At 32.1% G+C, this 18,945-nt stretch carries 16 protein-coding genes and 1 tRNA gene; 9 read left to right on the top strand and 8 right to left on the bottom strand.

The features are described from left to right. Positions 1 to 25 precede the first annotated feature (25 nt). From B8780_RS03650 to B8780_RS03625, 6 genes are all read left to right on the top strand, one after another. Positions 26 to 1,045, top strand: coding sequence for a TrmB family transcriptional regulator (locus tag B8780_RS03650; RefSeq protein ID WP_011178324.1), 1,020 nt, complete (start codon positions 26 to 28; stop codon positions 1,043 to 1,045). 72 nt (positions 1,046 to 1,117) lie between these two features. Next, the gene (locus B8780_RS03645) at positions 1,118 to 1,747 is read left to right on the top strand and encodes a 30S ribosomal protein S3ae (RefSeq protein WP_011178325.1); all 630 of its coding nucleotides are present in this window, start codon (positions 1,118 to 1,120) and stop codon (positions 1,745 to 1,747) included. 8 nt (positions 1,748 to 1,755) lie between these two features. Then, positions 1,756 to 1,843 (top strand) — tRNA-Met (locus tag B8780_RS03640). Between the two features lie 36 nt (positions 1,844 to 1,879). Continuing rightward, on the top strand, positions 1,880 to 2,146 hold the full coding sequence (locus B8780_RS03635) for a hypothetical protein (protein ID WP_084272699.1): 267 nt from the start codon (positions 1,880 to 1,882) through the stop codon (positions 2,144 to 2,146). Between the two features lie 59 nt (positions 2,147 to 2,205). Next, positions 2,206 to 3,432 carry an alkaline phosphatase family protein gene (locus tag B8780_RS03630; protein ID WP_236719370.1) on the top strand — a complete coding sequence of 409 codons (1,227 nt, stop codon included), beginning with the start codon at positions 2,206 to 2,208 and terminating at the stop codon, positions 3,430 to 3,432. A gap of 984 nt (positions 3,433 to 4,416) precedes the next feature. Beyond that, positions 4,417 to 4,734 carry a hypothetical protein gene (locus tag B8780_RS03625; RefSeq protein ID WP_084272697.1) on the top strand — a complete coding sequence of 106 codons (318 nt, stop codon included), beginning with the start codon at positions 4,417 to 4,419 and terminating at the stop codon, positions 4,732 to 4,734. Positions 4,735 to 4,836: 102 nt separating this feature from the next. On the opposite strand, the gene B8780_RS03620 is transcribed toward B8780_RS03625, so the two are convergent. The 3 genes from B8780_RS03620 to B8780_RS03610 all read right to left on the bottom strand — a co-directional run bounded on the left by B8780_RS03620 (position 4,837) and on the right by B8780_RS03610 (position 9,109). Continuing rightward, positions 4,837 to 6,306 (bottom strand): MutS-related protein, encoded by a 1,470-nt coding sequence (locus tag B8780_RS03620; protein ID WP_084272696.1) that lies wholly within the window; start codon positions 6,304 to 6,306, stop codon positions 4,837 to 4,839. Continuing rightward, positions 6,281 to 7,807, bottom strand: a complete 1,527-nt coding sequence (locus B8780_RS03615; protein WP_084272695.1) for a MutS-related protein — start codon at positions 7,805 to 7,807, stop codon at positions 6,281 to 6,283. The genes B8780_RS03620 and B8780_RS03615 overlap by 26 nt, the downstream gene beginning before the upstream one ends. Before the next feature lie 192 nt (positions 7,808 to 7,999). Then, positions 8,000 to 9,109 (bottom strand): aminotransferase class V-fold PLP-dependent enzyme, encoded by a 1,110-nt coding sequence (locus B8780_RS03610; protein ID WP_084272694.1) that lies wholly within the window; start codon positions 9,107 to 9,109, stop codon positions 8,000 to 8,002. 201 nt (positions 9,110 to 9,310) lie between these two features. Here B8780_RS03610 and B8780_RS03605 point away from each other — a divergent pair, with 201 nt between their 5' ends. Further along, positions 9,311 to 10,081, top strand: coding sequence for an Lrp/AsnC family transcriptional regulator (locus B8780_RS03605; protein WP_084272693.1), 771 nt, complete (start codon positions 9,311 to 9,313; stop codon positions 10,079 to 10,081). A 1-nt stretch (position 10,082) separates the two neighbouring features. On the opposite strand, the gene B8780_RS03600 is transcribed toward B8780_RS03605, so the two are convergent. Further along, entirely contained in the window at positions 10,083 to 12,617 is a 2,535-nt protein-coding gene (locus B8780_RS03600) for an MMPL family transporter (RefSeq protein WP_084272692.1), read from the bottom strand. A gap of 131 nt (positions 12,618 to 12,748) precedes the next feature. Next, a complete protein-coding gene (locus tag B8780_RS03595) occupies positions 12,749 to 13,903 on the bottom strand; it encodes an MFS transporter (protein ID WP_011178331.1) in 1,155 nt (384 codons plus the stop codon). Positions 13,904 to 14,034: 131 nt separating this feature from the next. On the opposite strand from B8780_RS03595, the gene B8780_RS03590 reads away from it, so the two are divergent. Both B8780_RS03590 and B8780_RS03585 read left to right on the top strand, forming a co-directional pair. Next, a complete protein-coding gene (locus B8780_RS03590) occupies positions 14,035 to 14,544 on the top strand; it encodes a sterol desaturase family protein (protein ID WP_084272691.1) in 510 nt (169 codons plus the stop codon). 4 nt (positions 14,545 to 14,548) lie between these two features. After that, on the top strand, positions 14,549 to 16,030 hold the full coding sequence (locus B8780_RS03585) for a phytoene desaturase family protein (protein ID WP_084272690.1): 1,482 nt from the start codon (positions 14,549 to 14,551) through the stop codon (positions 16,028 to 16,030). On the opposite strand, the gene B8780_RS03580 is transcribed toward B8780_RS03585, so the two are convergent. The 3 genes from B8780_RS03580 to B8780_RS03570 are packed head-to-tail and all read right to left on the bottom strand — an operon-like array spanning position 15,986 to position 18,449. Beyond that, positions 15,986 to 16,873 carry a glycosyltransferase family 2 protein gene (locus tag B8780_RS03580; protein ID WP_084272689.1) on the bottom strand — a complete coding sequence of 296 codons (888 nt, stop codon included), beginning with the start codon at positions 16,871 to 16,873 and terminating at the stop codon, positions 15,986 to 15,988. The genes B8780_RS03585 and B8780_RS03580 overlap by 45 nt on opposite strands. After that, a complete protein-coding gene (locus B8780_RS03575; protein ID WP_084272688.1) occupies positions 16,870 to 17,607 on the bottom strand; it encodes a lycopene cyclase domain-containing protein in 738 nt (245 codons plus the stop codon). The genes B8780_RS03580 and B8780_RS03575 overlap by 4 nt, the downstream gene beginning before the upstream one ends. Continuing rightward, the gene (locus B8780_RS03570; protein ID WP_084272687.1) at positions 17,598 to 18,449 is read right to left on the bottom strand and encodes a phytoene/squalene synthase family protein; all 852 of its coding nucleotides are present in this window, start codon (positions 18,447 to 18,449) and stop codon (positions 17,598 to 17,600) included. The genes B8780_RS03575 and B8780_RS03570 overlap by 10 nt, the downstream gene beginning before the upstream one ends. Positions 18,450 to 18,945 lie beyond the last annotated feature (496 nt).

The raw sequence follows: 18,945 nt of genomic DNA, 5'->3' as shown, positions 1-18,945 counted from the left end.
ATTTATATGATTAATATCCCATTTTATGGAAGAAGACATTTTCGAAAATTTATCAAAGTTCGGTTTATCGCCATATGAAATCAAGGTATATAAGGCCCTTTTATTAAACGGCCCGCAGACATCAACATCAATTGTTTCACTTGCTGGTGTTCCCCAGCCCAGGGTTTATGATCTTTTCAACAATTTAATCAATAAGGGGCTTATACAGGTGAGCCCTGGCAAGAAGAAGATATACAGGGCCGTTCCTGTTGAAACTGCATTGAGCAGAATAATAAACGACATGTCATCCTATAAGGACGAGCTTGCCGATTATGTTGAAAAGGTATCAAATAATGTAAAGAAGTACAATCCATACCTTTGGTACATGGACAATGAGGCCCTGATAAAGGAGCAGATAAAGGAGCTAATAATAAATGCAAAGAGTGAGATTATATGCTCATTGAAATTACCAATGCTAAGGTATCTTGACAGGTATCTAATAAATGCCGCCAACCGCGGTGTTTCTGTAATAATAGTTATCTTTCCTGATTCAGATAGATATGATATAACAGATCTTTTAAACACGACCGTTCTTAAAAGGAGGCCCGGAATATCACCGGAGATCTTTATAGTCGACAGGGAGGAAAGCATTGTAAAGGTTGATGACATCTCAAAAAAACTTGTTTATGCAATAGATTTCCAGGAGGCCGAGATGATACATATATTAAATTATTACTATTATAATATTGTATGGAAACCATCAATGTACATATCAAAGTTCATGATAAAAAATGAATGGAGGTTTAACACATCATGGATATCATGCGAGGCAATAAACACATTTATTAACAATGGATATAAGTTAACGGGCCGTGTTATAGGAAATACCCAGAATGGTCAAATAGATATAACAGGTACAATAAAGGGAACCGATATAATACCAGGATACAAGAACTCATTTTTAATACAGTCCGAGGACCAGGTATTTACAGTTGGTGGAAGGTTAACAAGGATAGAGGATATAAGAATGGAGGAATTATATTTAAAGGCTGAAAAGGTAAAGTAGATTAAAATCCTATAAATTTATAAGCAATAAGGTATTTCACTAACACTGATGTTCATGTTCAAGAGGGATTAAATGGCTGATAGAAGAAAGATTGGTACAAAGGATAAATGGAAGGAGAAGACATGGTATACGATCGTTGCGCCATCGTTCCTTGGCGAGAGGGAGATCGCACTTAGCCCAGCTGCAGATCCATCACTGATGATCGGCAGGAAGGTTGAGGTACCTGTATCGGACTTCACAGGAAACTTTAGAAAGTCAAGCACGATGGTTATATTCCGTGTAAAGGAGTGTACCGGCAAGCGCTGCACGACCGAGTTCATTGGTCATAAGGTTAGTGACGATACAATAAGAAGGATGGTAAGAAGGCGCAAGGAAAGAATAGATATTATAATGCCCTCAAAAACAAAGGATGGTTACAGGCTTGTAATAAAGATCGTCCTGGTTTCAGATTCAAAATTAACGGCAAATAAAAGGGGAGAGGTAAGGTCAAAGATTATAGGCTTTATAAATGAAAGGTGCGGCTCGATGACATTGCCGGAGCTGGCACAGTACATTATAGGTGATAATGTTTATAATGATATTGTTGATACCCTTAAGGACGTCTATCCAATAAAGAAGATAGAGATAAGGAAATCAGAGGTTCTGGGTCGTGATGGCTATGTCGAGGAGCCTGGTGCCCAGACACAGATAGAGGCGCAGTAACAAAAAATGCCGGGATGGCTTAGTTGGAAGAGCGCCGGACTCATAAGCAAATGCTGAGATATCCGGAGGTCTCGGGTTCAATCCCCGATCCCGGCATCCATTATTGTATAAACTTTTTGGGACTTTGATTAAATGAGGCATGCAACCGTGGAGGATCTAATTTATATTAATGATCTTTTATCAAGAATAAGGTCAATAGAAAAATTAAGAGAAAAAAATCCAGGGCATTTTTATTTTCACGGTAAAAATATAGCACATTTTCATGTCGATAATTCAATAATATACATAGATATTGGAAATGAAAGGATAAAAGTTACAAAATTTAATTACGATGATATACTTTATAAAATAAAGAATTATATGTATTTAATTGAAAATGGTCATGATTTTAATAAATAATATTTATACAAAAATTCATATAAATATTATTTTTATAGGCATCGAAACTATTTATGTTCATGATTCTTAATGATTTAATTAAAAACTATGAAAAGGATGAAAATTTTGTTTATCCTGATTACAATGGATACAACTTTGCAAATATAAATAATACAATACTCGATTTATTTGATATTAATCATAAAACAGCGCTGAATAAAAAATTATATTCAAATTTAAATAAAAATACTTTAACAGTGTTCATTTACATTGATGGTCTTGGCTATAATCAATGGATTGATTATTTATCATTTTATAAACCATTTAAAAAAATCAATGATGATGGAATTGTCTCCCCAATAACAGCCGTTTTTCCATCAACAACAGCTGCAGCAAGCAATACAATAAATACAGGCAAATTTCCAGGCGAGCATGGACTATTTGAATGGCGTCTTTATATAGATGAATTCTCAATGGTTTTAAAGAGCCTGCCATTTATACCTGTTTATAAATTCGATAGGGAAAGATTTAACAGTTCAAAGTTTTCGCCAGAAATACTTTTCAATGGTGAAACATTCTATGAAAAATTGAAGGTTAATGGAATAAGGTCATATGTTGTATCAAACTCAAGCCTTTTAAAAAGTGATTACAGCAATATTATGTATTCAGGCACAAAGGAAAAAAAGCGTTTCGATCTCCTCTGTGAGGGTTTTTTAATATTAAAAAAGCTTATTTCAAGGCTGCATGATGGCTATATATTTTTTTATATAGAAAACTTTGATAAGATGGAGCACAGGTATGGGCCGGGAAGTGATGAGCATCTATACTCAATAAAAAATGTATCATCCCTGTTTAACGATCTTTTAAATGAGATCAAAAAGGATGTTAATATTATTATATCATCTGATCATGGATTCATGCCTGTTGAGCATAAAATATACATAAAAAATATAGAAAAATATCTTAAAGTAAGGAACGGAAAGATAATGCCAGAAACCTGGAGCCCAAGGGATATGTCCATCTATGCCAATGAGGATATACTGGAAAGCATAGAAAATCAGCTTGATGGAGCTGCAGCGGTAATGACAAGGAATGAAATTATAAATAGAAACCTTCTTGGAACCACAAAAATACCGGATAAATATATAAATAGAATTGGAGATTTTATAATACTTCCATATCACGGAAATACAGTATGGTACAAATACTGCGAAAACGACATAATAAAGGATCGCGGCATGCATGGCGGCCTTGGCCCAGAGGAAATGATAATACCATTTGCAGCGATAAATCTAAATGATAATTAACGCCATTTTATTTTTTAATTTTTAAATAATTTATAATGAATTAAATAAATTATATGTTTGTGAGGATTTTGGGCAGGTTTTTGTGGAAAATTCTCACACACCTAAGGTAATATTATCAATTGAAATCAGTCAAATGGCTATTATCTATAATATATTATGAACATCATATTTTTAAAATATGTTAATATTCCATTTTAAAGTGAATCTAAAAGATAATTTAAAAAGTAAAGTCATTAATTTTGGTTGCATTTTGGTGCGATTCGCCAAAATAGAAAAAAATCTTATGCAGACATAGTAAAATAAGTTTTGGTGCATTTTGGCGCAATAAACAAAACTCAAAAATAATAAAAATATAGAAAAATATTTTATGTACGAAACTTGGTTTATCCATTCTCTATATATAAGTAAATTATTCATATTTAAATTCCCTATTAATGCTCAAATTATAGATATACGTCACCTTTCCCCGGATAGTTCTATTATTTTGTTTAATATTCTGTACTCTATTCCTGTTGAATATTTTTATCCTCTTTATTAATATTATTTATTTTATAATATCATACTATTCTTGTTGCACTGTTATATTTATTTATTATTTCATATGTTGAACTAATGTTTAATTTATATTGTCATTTCACCTATTATTTTTTAATATTATCATTCCTTATCAATACCTTATAAGAACCTTTACTTCTAATCTGTTCTTTCCGACTTCTAGGAATGCTCCTGCTATTCAACTTCTGTTGATACTATTGTGATATCTGAATTCTGGAATAAATATTATAACATTGTATTTTTATCATTTATATATTTATATAAATTATTCCTTATATCCCCTTTAAATGAGTTTAAATTTTAGACTATTCATAATTGTGAAGAGATTAAAGTTCAACATGAAACTTGGTATAGCAATAATTAATAATGAATATTGTAATAGTCAATAAAATTTGCTAATATTGGTAAGAAAGTAACGTATATTGAAAGTTGATATGTAATGAATATTATTTATATGAGCCTGAAAAATTAAAAGGAAAGCATATAATTGCATTTGAGGTTGATTTTGATTTGATTAAAAATTGCATTGAGAATGCAATGAAACATATTAATTCAAAGAACAATGATAAAAATGGTATATATTTACCAGCAAATGATGATGTAATAAATGAATATACAAATATTATTCGTAATAATAAGAAAAATATAGTAATTTCAGATGAACCTAGCATTTTAATAAATGGTAAAAGAAACAGTACTAGAAAAATTCATCTTGATTATGAAAATAAAAAGGATGATGACAAGTGAATTAATAATAAATATTTTATAAATGGATATGTTTTGATAATAAGAGTCTTAAAGCACAAAGATTATTTTTTTATAAATAATATATAAAAATTGTTTATTAACTTACTTTTCCATAAAAATTTTATTGTATAAATCCATAGCGTATCCTGTTTCAGATGGTTTACCTTTTATTATTTTATATGTGTGCCTTCCATCATATGTTCTCTCGGCAATTAAAAACATTGATTTTTCACTTATTTCTTTATAAACAGATGAGGCAAACTCATATAAATGTGTAACAAAGAATATTTTTATTCCATTTTCAATAAGTGCCTTTGTTATTCCCAATGCTATTTCTGAACCTTCTCTGGTATTTGTTGATGAAAATGATTCATTGAATAAAATCATGCCTTTTGCCTTTAAATGTTTAACTATTTCATCCATCTTTGAGAGTTCATCATCAAATTTACCTTTTTCAAGTGTCTTATCCTCCTCATGCTTGAAATGCGTATATACTCCTGAAACAATGTTTGCAGAGAATGATTCCGCAGGAACAAAGATTCCGGACTGCATTAATATCTGTGCCTGTCCAATGCTCCTTAAAAATGTTGTTTTTCCACCTTTATTTGTGCCTGTAATGATAAATAATTCCGCATCGCTGTTTAAATCATTTGGAACAACATTTGATTCAGTGTCAAGAAACAAACCAAGGTCATACAAGCCCTTAAAGGATGTTCTCATATCATTCAATGGAATGGGAAAGCATATATTTCCATTCTTTATTTTAATTTTATTAAATAAATTCACTGCGGATAGATAAAATCCCGATTCGCTCTTTATATCATTATAGAATTCCATTATGTTCTTTGCAGCATTTATTACTGCAAATTTTACCTTTTTTAATCCCCTGTTCTTTATCTCAGAAACCTCCTCCGCACCGCTTATGTCCCTCTCAGCAAGTATGTATGTGTAATGCCTTTCAATTGAATTGCTAATAAATTTTCTTATTGAATTGCCATTATATGGCCTATGAAGCTTATAATTTTTTCCTGAATTTCCAAGTCCAGGTGAGATACAAAGCTCAATGCCATCATTAAAATTTAATATATCCAGATAATTCTTAATAAAATTCATATATTCATTTCCAAAATCATTAAAAATAACATTGTAAAATTTTTTTAATCCAATGGATGAAAAATCATTGTTCTCCAAAAATATATGCCTTAATTTATCAATGTATTTTATAAAATCCCTAATTATGCCCAATGATGCACTAAATGAAATTGAATCGCTGAGCCATAGATAATTCCTTCTTATTGATTCAATGAATTCCGAGGCATTGTTGTATATTCTTTTTGCCATGTCACCATTTTTAATAAAATCTTTTAATATTTCCTGACGGTACAATATTTCATCAACAGAATTTATATTATTTAATAGATATTCCTTAATATTTTGTAAAAGGTAATCATCGCCGGATGCCATGGCATTTAAAATTGGATTTAATCCAAGGTCTTTTATAATTGTATCACCATTCCATGGAATATTGCATTTTTTCCTTTTTCCATTAATTGATGTTAGATAGGTCCTCATTTTTAATCCTCTTTATTAAAATTTCATATGATAAACCATACTTCTCAGCGAGTGCATGTGCATATGCCATTCCGTTTGATTTTTCCTGAATTATTTTATATGCTCTTTTAATATGGTCATTACCAACCTGTGCAACATAGCTTTTTACACCATTAAGTTCAGATAATTCATGTATAAAAGTCACATAAACTGAATGGCATTTCCTTTTGATTAAAAGATCTATTATTTTTTTACCTATTTCAATGCCGTCCATTATTGTTGTTGAACTCAGCATCTCGTTTATTATTATAACGCTTTTATCTGTAGATTCATCAATTATTTTTTTAAACCTTTTAAGCTCCTCCTCTAGCCTTCCCTCTGGATTCTCTATGGCCTCTGATTTTTCAAAGTGCGTAAATATTTTATCCGGAATATTAAGTGCGGCATCGGATCCGGGAACAGGTAAACCCAGAGCTGAAAGATAATAAACCTGGCCTATTGATCGTGCAAACGTTGTTTTTCCGCCATTGTTTGGTCCTGTAACAATTAATATGTTTGCATCATTAAATGAAAATGAATTTGCAACAGGAATATTTCCATGAATAATTAATTTTTGCGCCAGTGCAAGGTCATATATATTATCTGCATAAACATTTCCTGAATTAATGATCTTTGGTATGCAGAATTTTAATCCGTAATTTGTGAATCTTTTCATATAAATAATGTATTTTAAATAAAATTTAATGTCATGCATGAATTTTTCAATCACAGGATCAATAAAATTATTGTATTTTTCAAAAAATGAGGACATTAAACCAAACTCATCAGGATACAGCCTTGATACCAAAACTATTATAGAAGCCTCAACATGGCCTATTTCATATGAATTATCATCATTAAAATCAAAATTTTTATCATCAAGGAATTTTGAGAATGCATTGATAATCTCATCACTGAAATCATCATCATTTAAACATTTCTTAACAGTGATTTTATTGCCATTTATATTTATTTTATACCTTATTGATGATATAATTTTTTCTATATTATATGATTCTTTTTTTAGTGATTTAAAAAAATCAGATTCTGTGTAATTTTTAAGATAATCCAACAGGTTAATAAATCCTGACGATTTTAAATCTGCATTCTTCAATGATTCAAGTAATGATGTGATTGCATTGCAGTAAAGATATACAGAATCAAGAAAGCATCTTTTTCTCTGAACATCATCAAGATCATTTAATCCCCTAATTTTGTATAATAAAATATCTGAATTTTCAGAAAATAATTTAACGGCATTGTATAAATTATTGTCCATTAAATCCGAGAATACATCCTGCCTGTATTTTATATTTTCAATGTATTTTAATGGTTTATGTAGAATTGAATCAATGTTATCATCAATTATATTTCCGTTAATTCCCTTAAAGATATCATTTAATGATAAATCCGTTAATAAATCTAAATCATATGATATGAGATTATTCTCATCCTTTATGTAAATTATGCTTTTAAATGCCAAGATGCCACCCCCTTATTTTTAAACAGGAGTTATCAGCACCAGGCATTTAATGGAACTCCATCCACTTAATAGATAATAATTATTTATAATATAAATCTTTTTATTTTTAAACACAAAGCATTATGGTGTGTGAGGATTTTGGGCAGGTTTTTGTGGAAAATTCTCACACACTAAATAAATCATATAATCATACTATAAAAATTCATTCTTAATGATCTTTACAGCCGCCTCTATCTCCTCAAATGTATTGTAAAAGTGCGGTGAAATTCTAAGAGAGTTTGATCTTGCCGATGTTATTATATTGTACTTCCTTTTTAATATTGATTCGGCCTCCTGTGGATTTTTCAATGGAATGGCAACTATATTTGCAGACTGCTCCGGGGTCAGGGTTTTTATATTATTTTTATCAAGCTCGTCAAGTGTATATGAAAACAATCTTTTATTTTCGCCTTCTATATCATTATAATCGAGTATGCACTCCATGCCACCTATTGCCGCGTAAACCGATGGAATTGACCATGTACCATTTTCGAAGCGCCCTGCCCCATGTGCATAATTTATGGATTCGGATCCAAACTGGAATGGATATTTCTGTGAAAACCAGCCTATATTTGCTGGCCTTAGATCATTAACAATCTCGGGATTTACATATAAAAATGCAATTCCAGAAACTCCAAGAAGCCATTTTAGGGTTCCAGATGCCAAAAAGTCTATTTTGCTCTTTTTAACATCGATTTTTAATGAACCAAGGGATTGGTAATCATCAACGTATATATATGAACCATGTTCATGCGCCATCTTTGAAATTTCATCTATGTCCTGTTTAAAACCATTAAGGGACGATACATGCACTGCGGTTACCATAATTGTATTTTCATCAATGTATTCATTATAATTACTGCTTTTAATGATTCCATTATCATTTTTTATTGTTTTAATTTTTATGCCATATTTTTTATATGCCTGAAGTATAAAATTTGTTGTCGGGAACTCCAGATCCGAGGTTACAATATTATTATTTTTAAAATTAAATGAGCTCATGATTGCATTAAGCGCTGATGAAACGGAGTATAAAACGGCAACATCACCCGGATCTGCGTTGATTATTTTTGCAAAAAGCCTTCTTGCGTAATTTACCTTATCAGTCCAGAGATCCCATGGGTTCCCAAGGTTTATAACATCATTGATGTAATCCTCAAGTGCATTCTTAACAGTTTTAAGCATTGGCGATTTTGAGCATGCTGCAAGATGATTTATCCTGTCAAGGCCTATAAAACGCTCCCTTATACTATCCTTGTGCATTTTAATCACCTGCAAATTCAATATTATACTATATTTTTTCCGGGAGATGTATAATGTATTATAAAAGCATTAAAAATGATACGGCGCCCACATGGGTTTAATAACAACAGGATTTATAAAACATTATTATAATGAAACAGGGTCATTTATTATCAACCTTTAAAATAGAAAAATAGATTTATAAACTGGTAATACTCAATAATGGATGCCTCATACTCGGGCATAATTTACAGGCTGCTGCGAAATCCGAGGCAGAGCCTTAGATCGCTCTCAATGGATCTTAATATAAGTGCGCAGGATTTAAATTATAGGATGAAAAAAATAAATGAGGAGGGCATAATAAAAAAGTACATGCTTCATGTTAATCCTGCATTTTATGGAAAAAAGTCACTTTACATGGCATTTTCAGGGGATAAAATATATCACGGGAGGGTTTCCTCTGTAATAAAATGCCTTGAAAAAACAACCGTTTATGGTCTTTCCGGAACAGATGAGGAACTTAATAAAAAATCCATGGAAATCGTTGATATGCTCGGTTCTCCTGAAATGAGGTACATGCCCGCCACACTGGAGCCGGGCGTGAAAAGGATAAAGCTTGATGATATGATAATAGAACAGCTAAGAATGGATCCATTAATGAGGACACAGGATATTGCAAGGGCATTAAACAAAAAGTACAGCACGGTAAAGAGAAGACTGGATTATTTAATTGAAAAGCGCGTAATTTCAATAATAGGAAGGCTAGACCTTTCAAAGCTTAATACTGTAATACTTGGCATTTTTACTGATAGAATAAAGGATATAATATCAAGACTTGATGAGAGCTTAATAATAATAAACGATGACCAATCCGGAATATCACTAAGTATTGAAAAGGACATAATCACAGCAAAGAGCGTCATAGAAAATTTAAGAAAAATAGATAATAAAATAGAGGTTATGATCATATACGATTATGAGTTTTTTGAATAGCCTAAATTTTATTTTTGAAGAGGGCCGATATCATCGCAGGGAAGTAAAAAATACGTATTATAAAGGTATCTATTATCAATGAGATTATAAATGAGATTCCAAGCTGTTCCAGGAAGGCCACAGGTATAAAGCTCAGTGCCCCAAGGGATACGGCAAGTATTATACCAAGTGTCGTTACAACCCTGCCGGATGTTGATATTCCAATCTTTATTGCATTATCCCTGTTTAAAGAACTGTACTCCCTTATCCTTGAGATTATAAATACCGTGTAATCGTTTCCAAGCGAGAACAATATTATAAAAAGTATCACAGGTATTAAATATATCAGGGCCTCGTGTAGAACGTATTTTGATATCAAATAGAGTATGCCTGTTGTCCATGAAACACTGAAAAAAACACCGGATAATGATATAACAGGATACTTCCATGATCTGAATGAGACACCTATTATGATTCCTATTACCAGAACTATAAGTATCTCAAGCTCGCTGTATATTATTTTATTCTGGTGCGCCTCATCTATTATTGTTGATGTTATCCCGCCGACAATAAGATCATGATTTGATCTGAGCTGGGAAACTGCATTTATTGCATTTTTAGAATACGGTGAGTACCTTGAATATAAAATGTAATAAACATAATGGGAATCAATTTTGTAAGATGAATAACCTATGGAGCTGTTTACATATTTTCCATTAATGTATGGGCCGTATGCCCTGTCAACCCAGCTGAGCGATGCAATGTAATATGATATATTTTCTATTTTTTCACTGCCAATACTTTCATTGACTATAACATAGACCGGATAGAGGGTGCTTGAACCAAAGCTTTTATCTATTAGGTTAAGTCCCCTGACACTCTCAAGGTTCTGTGGCAGCCCTGTGTTAAAATTGTACGTTACCGGCGCATTAAAGAATGCATAGATGCCTGATGATCCAAGTATTATTATTATAATTATTACAAAAAACTTTTTCGATATTGCCCCCTCGGCGGCCTTATAGAATTTTGATTTTTCTTTATCATTTATATCAGGTTTAAGTGCGTACCTTAAAAAGAGACTTCTGCCAAGGAATGATATAATCACCGGCAGCAGTGTCGTTTCCAGGGCAATGGTGAATATAACAGCAAGGAATAGCGTTATGCCCCAGGATTTAAACCCTGGTATAAAAGAAAATGTTGCAAGGCTGAATGCAACTGTAATTCCGCTGATTAAAATGGACCTTCCCGAGGATCTTATGGATGTCTCAAGCGCTGTTTTCTCATCTGAACCTGATCTTAGTTCGTCCCTGTACCTTGATATTATAAAAAGCAGGTAATCTGCTGATATTCCAAGGATCACGGCGGTTAGTGTGTAGTTTACAATGTAGCTTACACTGTGAAGTATCAGCCCGGTAATGTATTCCGATGTATAACCAAGAAGCAGCGCAATCCCTGAAAATATAATAACAAGAATCGATGACTTCCAGGACAGTGCAGCAAACAGAATGGCCACTGCAAGGAATATAAATATTAATCCAAAGGCAAAACCAGCCTTCTGGGTTTCCTTATTTGTTTCATATGATATTGCACCGTTGCCGGTCACAATGGCGTTCTTGAACGTCTTCATTGCAAGGTTATTAACCGCAGGAAATGCAAGCTCTGATGCTGTATAACTGCCCATTACGTCCATGCCGGCAGGCGTGTCAAAGTCTATGTATATCAGTGATATATTACCGGCCACGTATGCTGATGAAATAAATGATGGTGCATTGTAAATACCATAATGTGTAACATAGAAGATGCCAGGATTCGATGATGATACAACGGAATTTATTATATAATATGAAAGTCCACTGTAATTTAACATATATGATGTTGCATTTATTATTGATGATTTATTATTGTAATCAGTGATGTTTAGATATTTAAACGCCGTGGCATTAAATAAATCCATTACAATGGATCTTCCTATTGATGATTCAACACGATTGTATGGAGACCCTGTTGAATTAATTATTGCACTGTAAAATTTTTCCCTGTATGTGCCAGGTGAAAATGAGTCCATAACATTTTTATTTATTGAGCTGTTGTTAAAACCATCATGGGACCATAAAATATAAAATTCTGCCGGTTCGCTGAATATTTCAATTGCATTATTTTTTATCATTGTATAATCGTATATTATCCTGGACGATATTGATGCATTTATTTCATTGTTTATATATGCTGCGTACTCACTGTAAACCGATGATGAGGAATAATAGTTTTTAAGCCCAAGCCCTGACAGGTTTGACTGAAATCCAAGAACAGTTGATGCCATATTTTTTGATGGGGAACTCCCATTTACAACAACTATTAAACTTGAGTTATCCGGGAACTTTTTCTCTATGATATGCTGTGCTATTGATGATTCGGATCCTGGACCTACCGGTGAGCTGTTTGAATAGCTTATATAATGTGTGTAACCGGTCACTGCAGGTATTATGGCAACAAGCACTATTGCCCATATTATTATTAAAAGTACCCGCCTTTTAATAATGGATTTTGAAATAACCATGTGGAAAAAAATATTTATTATGTTAATAACAATAGTTAAAAAATATTTTTATACAATCTTACAATTTTTTAAAGCAGACTCTGATAAAAAGCTAAAAATATAATAAAAAAATCCAAAAATTAAAAATATATTTATGTATAACCTATATCTTTTAAGGCTGAACCTGATTTGATAATGAAAATGGATATAAAAAGCAGTGATAGTATTCCAAATGCAGCTGCCAGCATGTATGGCGAGTATATCGATATGAATTCAAAAGTATAGCCTGCAATTAACGGTCCAATAATGTTTGATAATGACTGCGCTGACTGTGTTATTCCCAGGGTGGATCCGCGTATTTCTACAGGTGCAATATCGCTTATTATTGATATAACCGGGGTTTGAAAAAGAGAATATCCAAGCGAGAACAATGTTAATGAGAAGATGGCAATGTACTCATTTACCCTGAACGACAGGATTAAAAATGCCATTGTAAATGATATTATTCCAAGCATTACTGTCCTTATGCTTCCAATCCTCCTGGTCAGTCTGAAAACAAGTAGAAGCTGGAATAATGCCTGCTCCATGCCAACGATGCCGAGAATAATGCCAACGGCCAGCGAGCCCCATGAATAGAGTGCCTGGCCATAGTATGCAAGCGTTGTCTGAAGCATGACAAAGCCCAGTGCTATGAAGGTTATTGAAATAAAAATGTACGGTGCAATTTCAAAAGCTTTTAATATACTCCCTTTTTTGTAATTTGTCTTTTTCCTTTCTTCCTTTATTCTAAGGACAAGAACCATATTTATAAATGACAGGACTGCCGCAAAGAGTATTGGAACCCTGTATCCAAAAATTGACAATGAGCCGCCTATAAAGGGCCCAATAACAAAGCCAATGCCTATTGCGGCACCTATCATGCCTATGGCCCTTGTCCTGTTATCTGATGATGTTTTATCAGAAACAAAGGAGTAAATTACAGGGAGGTTTCCCGAGGTTGCGCCTGTTATTGCCCTGCCTATATAAAGCAGTGATAATACCGGGGAAAGCCCAAATATTAAATATCCTGCAATCTCACCTGAAAGCCCAAGTACAAGAACATTTTTCCTGCCAATTCTATCTGAAAGCCTGCCAAGATATGGTGATGCAATAAACTGTGCAAGTGAATAAACAACCAGAAGTATTGAAAATTCAAATGGTGTGGCACCAAGATCCCTTGTATAAAACGGTGCTATTGGTATTATTATACCAAAGCCAATAAAGTCTATCATGGCCGTTACAAATAATGGTAATATGCCCTTATCCATGAATTTTTATTTTTTGTATTAATATTAAGCTATTTAAAAAAAATTTTTATACAATAATTTTAGATTTGAAACAGTAAATTATAAAAAATATTTTTATAAATGATTATAAGCAATATAAAGATTTTTTAGGCATGATAATCCAGTATTTATACTATGCCGCAGGGATAGTATCTGGTTTAATAGGCATGGAATTCATAGCAAGATTAACACATAAGTACCTGATGCATGGTATTCTGTGGCCAATACATAAGGATCATCATATACCATCAGGAAGAAGATTCCAGAGGAACAATTTATTTGCATTATTCTTTGCATTTATATCGATGTCCCTGTTCATAGCAAGCTTTGAAACAAAGGACTTTATATACATGTCATTCGGCATAGGCATGCTGTTTTATGGAATATTATATTTAATCATTCATGATATGATAATACATAATTATTATCTTCATTTAAGAAATAGAAAACATTCAAGATATATTAATAAATTAATAGAGGTTCACGAGCTTCACCATATAAACGACGGCCGCGGAAAGGGCATGAACTGGGGATTTCTTTTATACATACCTGGAATAGATAAAACAAGGGTGGATCTTGAAAGGATTAATTCAAAGAAAAATCTTGATACATTGAAGCAGTGATAAAATGAAGATAGTAATAGTTGGTGGCGGATATGCAGGTCTATCACTTGCAAACCTTGTTGCAGGTGACAATGATGTAATCCTCATTGAAAAAAATAAAACTCTTGGTGGCAGATCAAGATCTTTTTATGCAGATGGTTATAAATTCGATATGGGCCCATCATGGTATTTAATGCCGGAGGTTTTTGATCATTATTTTCAATCACTTGGCTTATCAAGGCACGATTTTTATTCAATAAAAAGGCTCGATCCTGCATTTAGAATATGCATTGAAAACAGCTGTTATAATATAAGGGCTGATCCATACAATAATATGAATCTCTTTAACAGCCTTGAGGATGATGGCTATAAAAAATTCGATCTTTATCTTGAGGAAACAAAAAAGATATACGATGCGGTTTTCCCTGATTTTATATACAGGGATTTCTCATCATTTAAGGATATGCTATCACCTGATATCCTAAAAAATGTATCAAGGCTCCATCTCCTTGATTCCATGATGGATCTTTCAAAATCATTCTTCTCTTCAAAATCAATGAGGTACATAACAACATTTTCATCGGTCTTTCTTGGCGGAAATCCATTTAACATACCTGCATTTTACTCGATGGTAAACTATTCAATGTTCAACGATGGCGTTTACTATCCAGAGAATGGCTTTTCATCTGTTGTTTCATCGCTCTATAAAATAGGAAGATCATTAAATGTAAGGTATATAACATCGTGCGAGGTTAGTGGGATTAACATAAATAACAATGAAATATCATCAATAATTGCAGGAAATAATAAAATCGAAGGTGATCTATTTATCTTTGCAGGCGATTATTACAATGCAGAATCCCTGCTGCCCCCTGGCTTTAGAAACTATTCAGAATCGTTCTGGAAAACAAGAAGGCTTTCACCATCCGCAGTTCTGGCATACATAGGACTCAAGAAAAAGCTTGCAATTGAACACCATAATATTATAATACCTGCAGAATGGAACGATCATTTTAATTCAATAGATTCGGGATCAAAATACATACCTGAAAACTTTTCATTCTATTTAAGCGTTAGAAGCAAAACAGATAAAAATGTAGCACCTGAAAACATGGATTCAATTTTTATGCTAATACCGGCATCGCCATTCATAATTGATACTGAATTTTACAGAAGCAGGTATGTATTTGCCGCACTTTCAAAACTTGAGGAATATCTAAATGAAAATATAATAGATTATATAGACTTTATAAAATATTATGGTCCTTCCGATTTTAAATCAGATTACAATTCCTTTATGGGAACCGCCTTTGGACTTGCAAACACAATGCTGCAGACCGCATATTTCAGGCCATTAAACAGGAACAGGCTTTTAAGGAACATGTATTACACAGGACAGTACACCCATCCTGGAATAGGTGTTCCAATGGCTTTTGTATCTGCCGAGGTGATATACAATAAATTAATTAAAGAAAAAGTCAAGTCCACTGGAGAAATTACCATGTGATCTTTTATATAAATAATTTCTTATAAATCCAGGAAACATGAAATGAAACAATGATCCAATGGTGAAAATAATAATGTTTTTAATGCTCTTTTTCATGTAATTATTATAAAGGATTCTAAAAGATATTCTAAATATGCCTTTTCTATCAGCAGACATTAATAAAATGCCATAGCATGATAAATAAATGAAAAGCTCAGAATATCTTCTTCCGGGGCCGTTTGTATATGGCAGGAACGTTTTAATATCATTTAATGATCTATTGTAAATTTCAATATTCCTTTTATAAAATTCATCAACAGGCCCATGGTAAATTGTTGAATTGCCGGTATCTGAGTGATATACTGTGAGTGGCTCATCAATATTTACAAACCTGAACTCCATGGCCCTTGCGTATATGTAAATATCCAGGCCTGTATTAATGTTCTCCGGTATCTTTATTGACCTCGCAAGATTTATGCTTATTGCCGTGGAGCTCATGTTGAATCCAGGTATGTTTATAATTTTTCCTTTATCTGCATTATCGGTTATCAATGCATTATGAACATAATCATAGCCCATATCAAAATATTTTGAAATTTTAACCAATTTTTCAGGTTTAAACTCATCATCATCCTCTAGGAAGCATATTACATCGCCTGATGCCATGGAAATCCCCTCAATGATCTTTCCGGAAAGGCTTTTTTCATGGCTTCTAATATAAATTATATCATCATCAAGTTTTAGATCTATGTTTGAAATTACTATTATTTCAAGGTCATTTAAGATCTGATTTTTTACCGATTTTATCGCCCTTTCTACGTATTCACGCCTGTCATAAACGGTTATTAATATTGAAAACCTCATTTTATCCTTAAAGGGTAATTAACAATAAATTTTAATTCATCTTTATTTGAACTCTTTTTGTAAATATTATAAAAAAGCGCATAGAAATTCATCAGTGAATACACATATATAAATTCCTCAACCGGTATGCTCAATATTCTTATATTTATAATTGCATGAACACCGTATGTAAAAACAGGAAGCGAGGTTAAAAAATGATCAAATACTATAAATGGAATGTACATTATTATTATAAAAAGCCAGTAGTTCGATGACCTGTAAAGTGATGGCATTATTTTAAGCGTTAATAATATAATAAAGGCTGTAAATACAGATGCAAGAAGCATGTATATATATGAATAAAAGTATATCCCATTTAAAATGAAAAGAATTGCTATAATAAACATTATCTTTTTTATTCTTGATGTTTTTGATATAAAAGAATCATTTTTAATGTAGTCTATGGATTCATATATAAGAAAGGTGCTGAATGGAACCACAAAAAAGAAAAGTATCTCCTCAACAGGAAGATTATAAACCATTATGCCTGTTATATATTTTTTATTAAATGTCCATACATGGTAAGTTACAGAAAGAGAGTCCCATACTATGTAAACAGGATCAGTAAAAAGCATTGCATATAACAATGCCCTGTAATTCCTTACCTTTTTAAATTCATTTGTAAGTGATATGCCAAGAACCGGGAAGAATATGAAGGAAAGTATTATAAAATAGTAGAAATGCGTTATATCCATCTTAAGGCACCTATAAGATTGTAAATACCACGTCCCCTAATTAATCTTTTTCCAGGCTTTACCTTTGATTTATATACTACCATTGGATTCCTGTATATTATTTTTCCAGTCCAGAGATACATATCAGATGCAGTCTTTATTGGAACCAGATATCTGTATTTAATATATCTAAAGCCTTTTGCTGCCTGTTTATTCCATGAGAAGTAAACATTAAGGTTTTTTCTTATAAAAAGATTGAACGCTTCAATGTTTTTAATGACATTCTCATAGCTAAAATCATTTATCTCTGTGAATTCAAGCGGGAGATAAATTCTGCCCATTGAAAGATCCTCACTGAAATCCCTTATAAAATTAAGGTACTGCATTGCCCTTCCAAGCATTCTTGCGTATGGATATGATCTATTATCAAGATCAAGTATCCTTGCCATCATAAGACCTATGACCTCTGCAGAGCCATATATGTAAGACAGCAGCTCTGGTACTGTATAATAGATCTTTTTATTTATATCAGATTCCATTGCATTTAAAAATGCATCAACCCAGGAGTCATCAATGCCCACATCATTCTTTAGATCTATAAATTTATTTATAATTATATCATCTGAAAAGCCTCTTTTCAAGGCACGTTCATATTCGTTTTTAAAATTATAGAATTTATCCACCTGTTGTGGTACTGAATCCACAAAGTTATCTGCAACTCTCACAAATGCGTAGAGTCTTGAAACCTTTAATCTTATATGCAAAGGGAAAAATCTGCTGCTATAAAAGTATGTTGTACTTCCTTTTTGAAATACTTCGGAAACGATTAAATCGCTATTATTATGATCTATTGATGTGAACATTATTATAAAATTAAAAAAGTTTATATAATACTGTATAAAAAAATTTTTTATTTTTTATATGATATTATAAGTATTGATTTTGAAACCATCTTGAAAAAACTACATAGCTGGTATGTTATTGATATATCTTTCAATAATTTTTAAACTCTTTTATATAGACAGTATAATTTTCTAAATATATTATAAAAAATTATCTAATAACTTTCTTTATAGCATTTTTACTCTAATTTATCTTTTTAATAATGAACCAAAGGTAAAAATATATAATAAGAGAAGCATCAATTAATATAATTAGTTTGCTTTAATATATAGATCAGATTATAATAAACAATATATAACCTTTACAGAAGAAAAAGAACATCATAACCAACAAAACCTTAATCAAATGCCGTGCTGACAACATAAAATTATAGTATATGTAATTTTTAGGAGGTTAAAACCCTTATAAGATAGACTAGATACCCGTGTTGCCTATTACAATTTCATCCACGATATT

The organism is Picrophilus oshimae DSM 9789, assembly GCF_900176435.1.
GTDB lineage: Archaea > Thermoplasmatota > Thermoplasmata > Thermoplasmatales > Thermoplasmataceae > Picrophilus > Picrophilus oshimae.
This window is presented reverse-complemented; position numbering and strand designations above follow the sequence as displayed.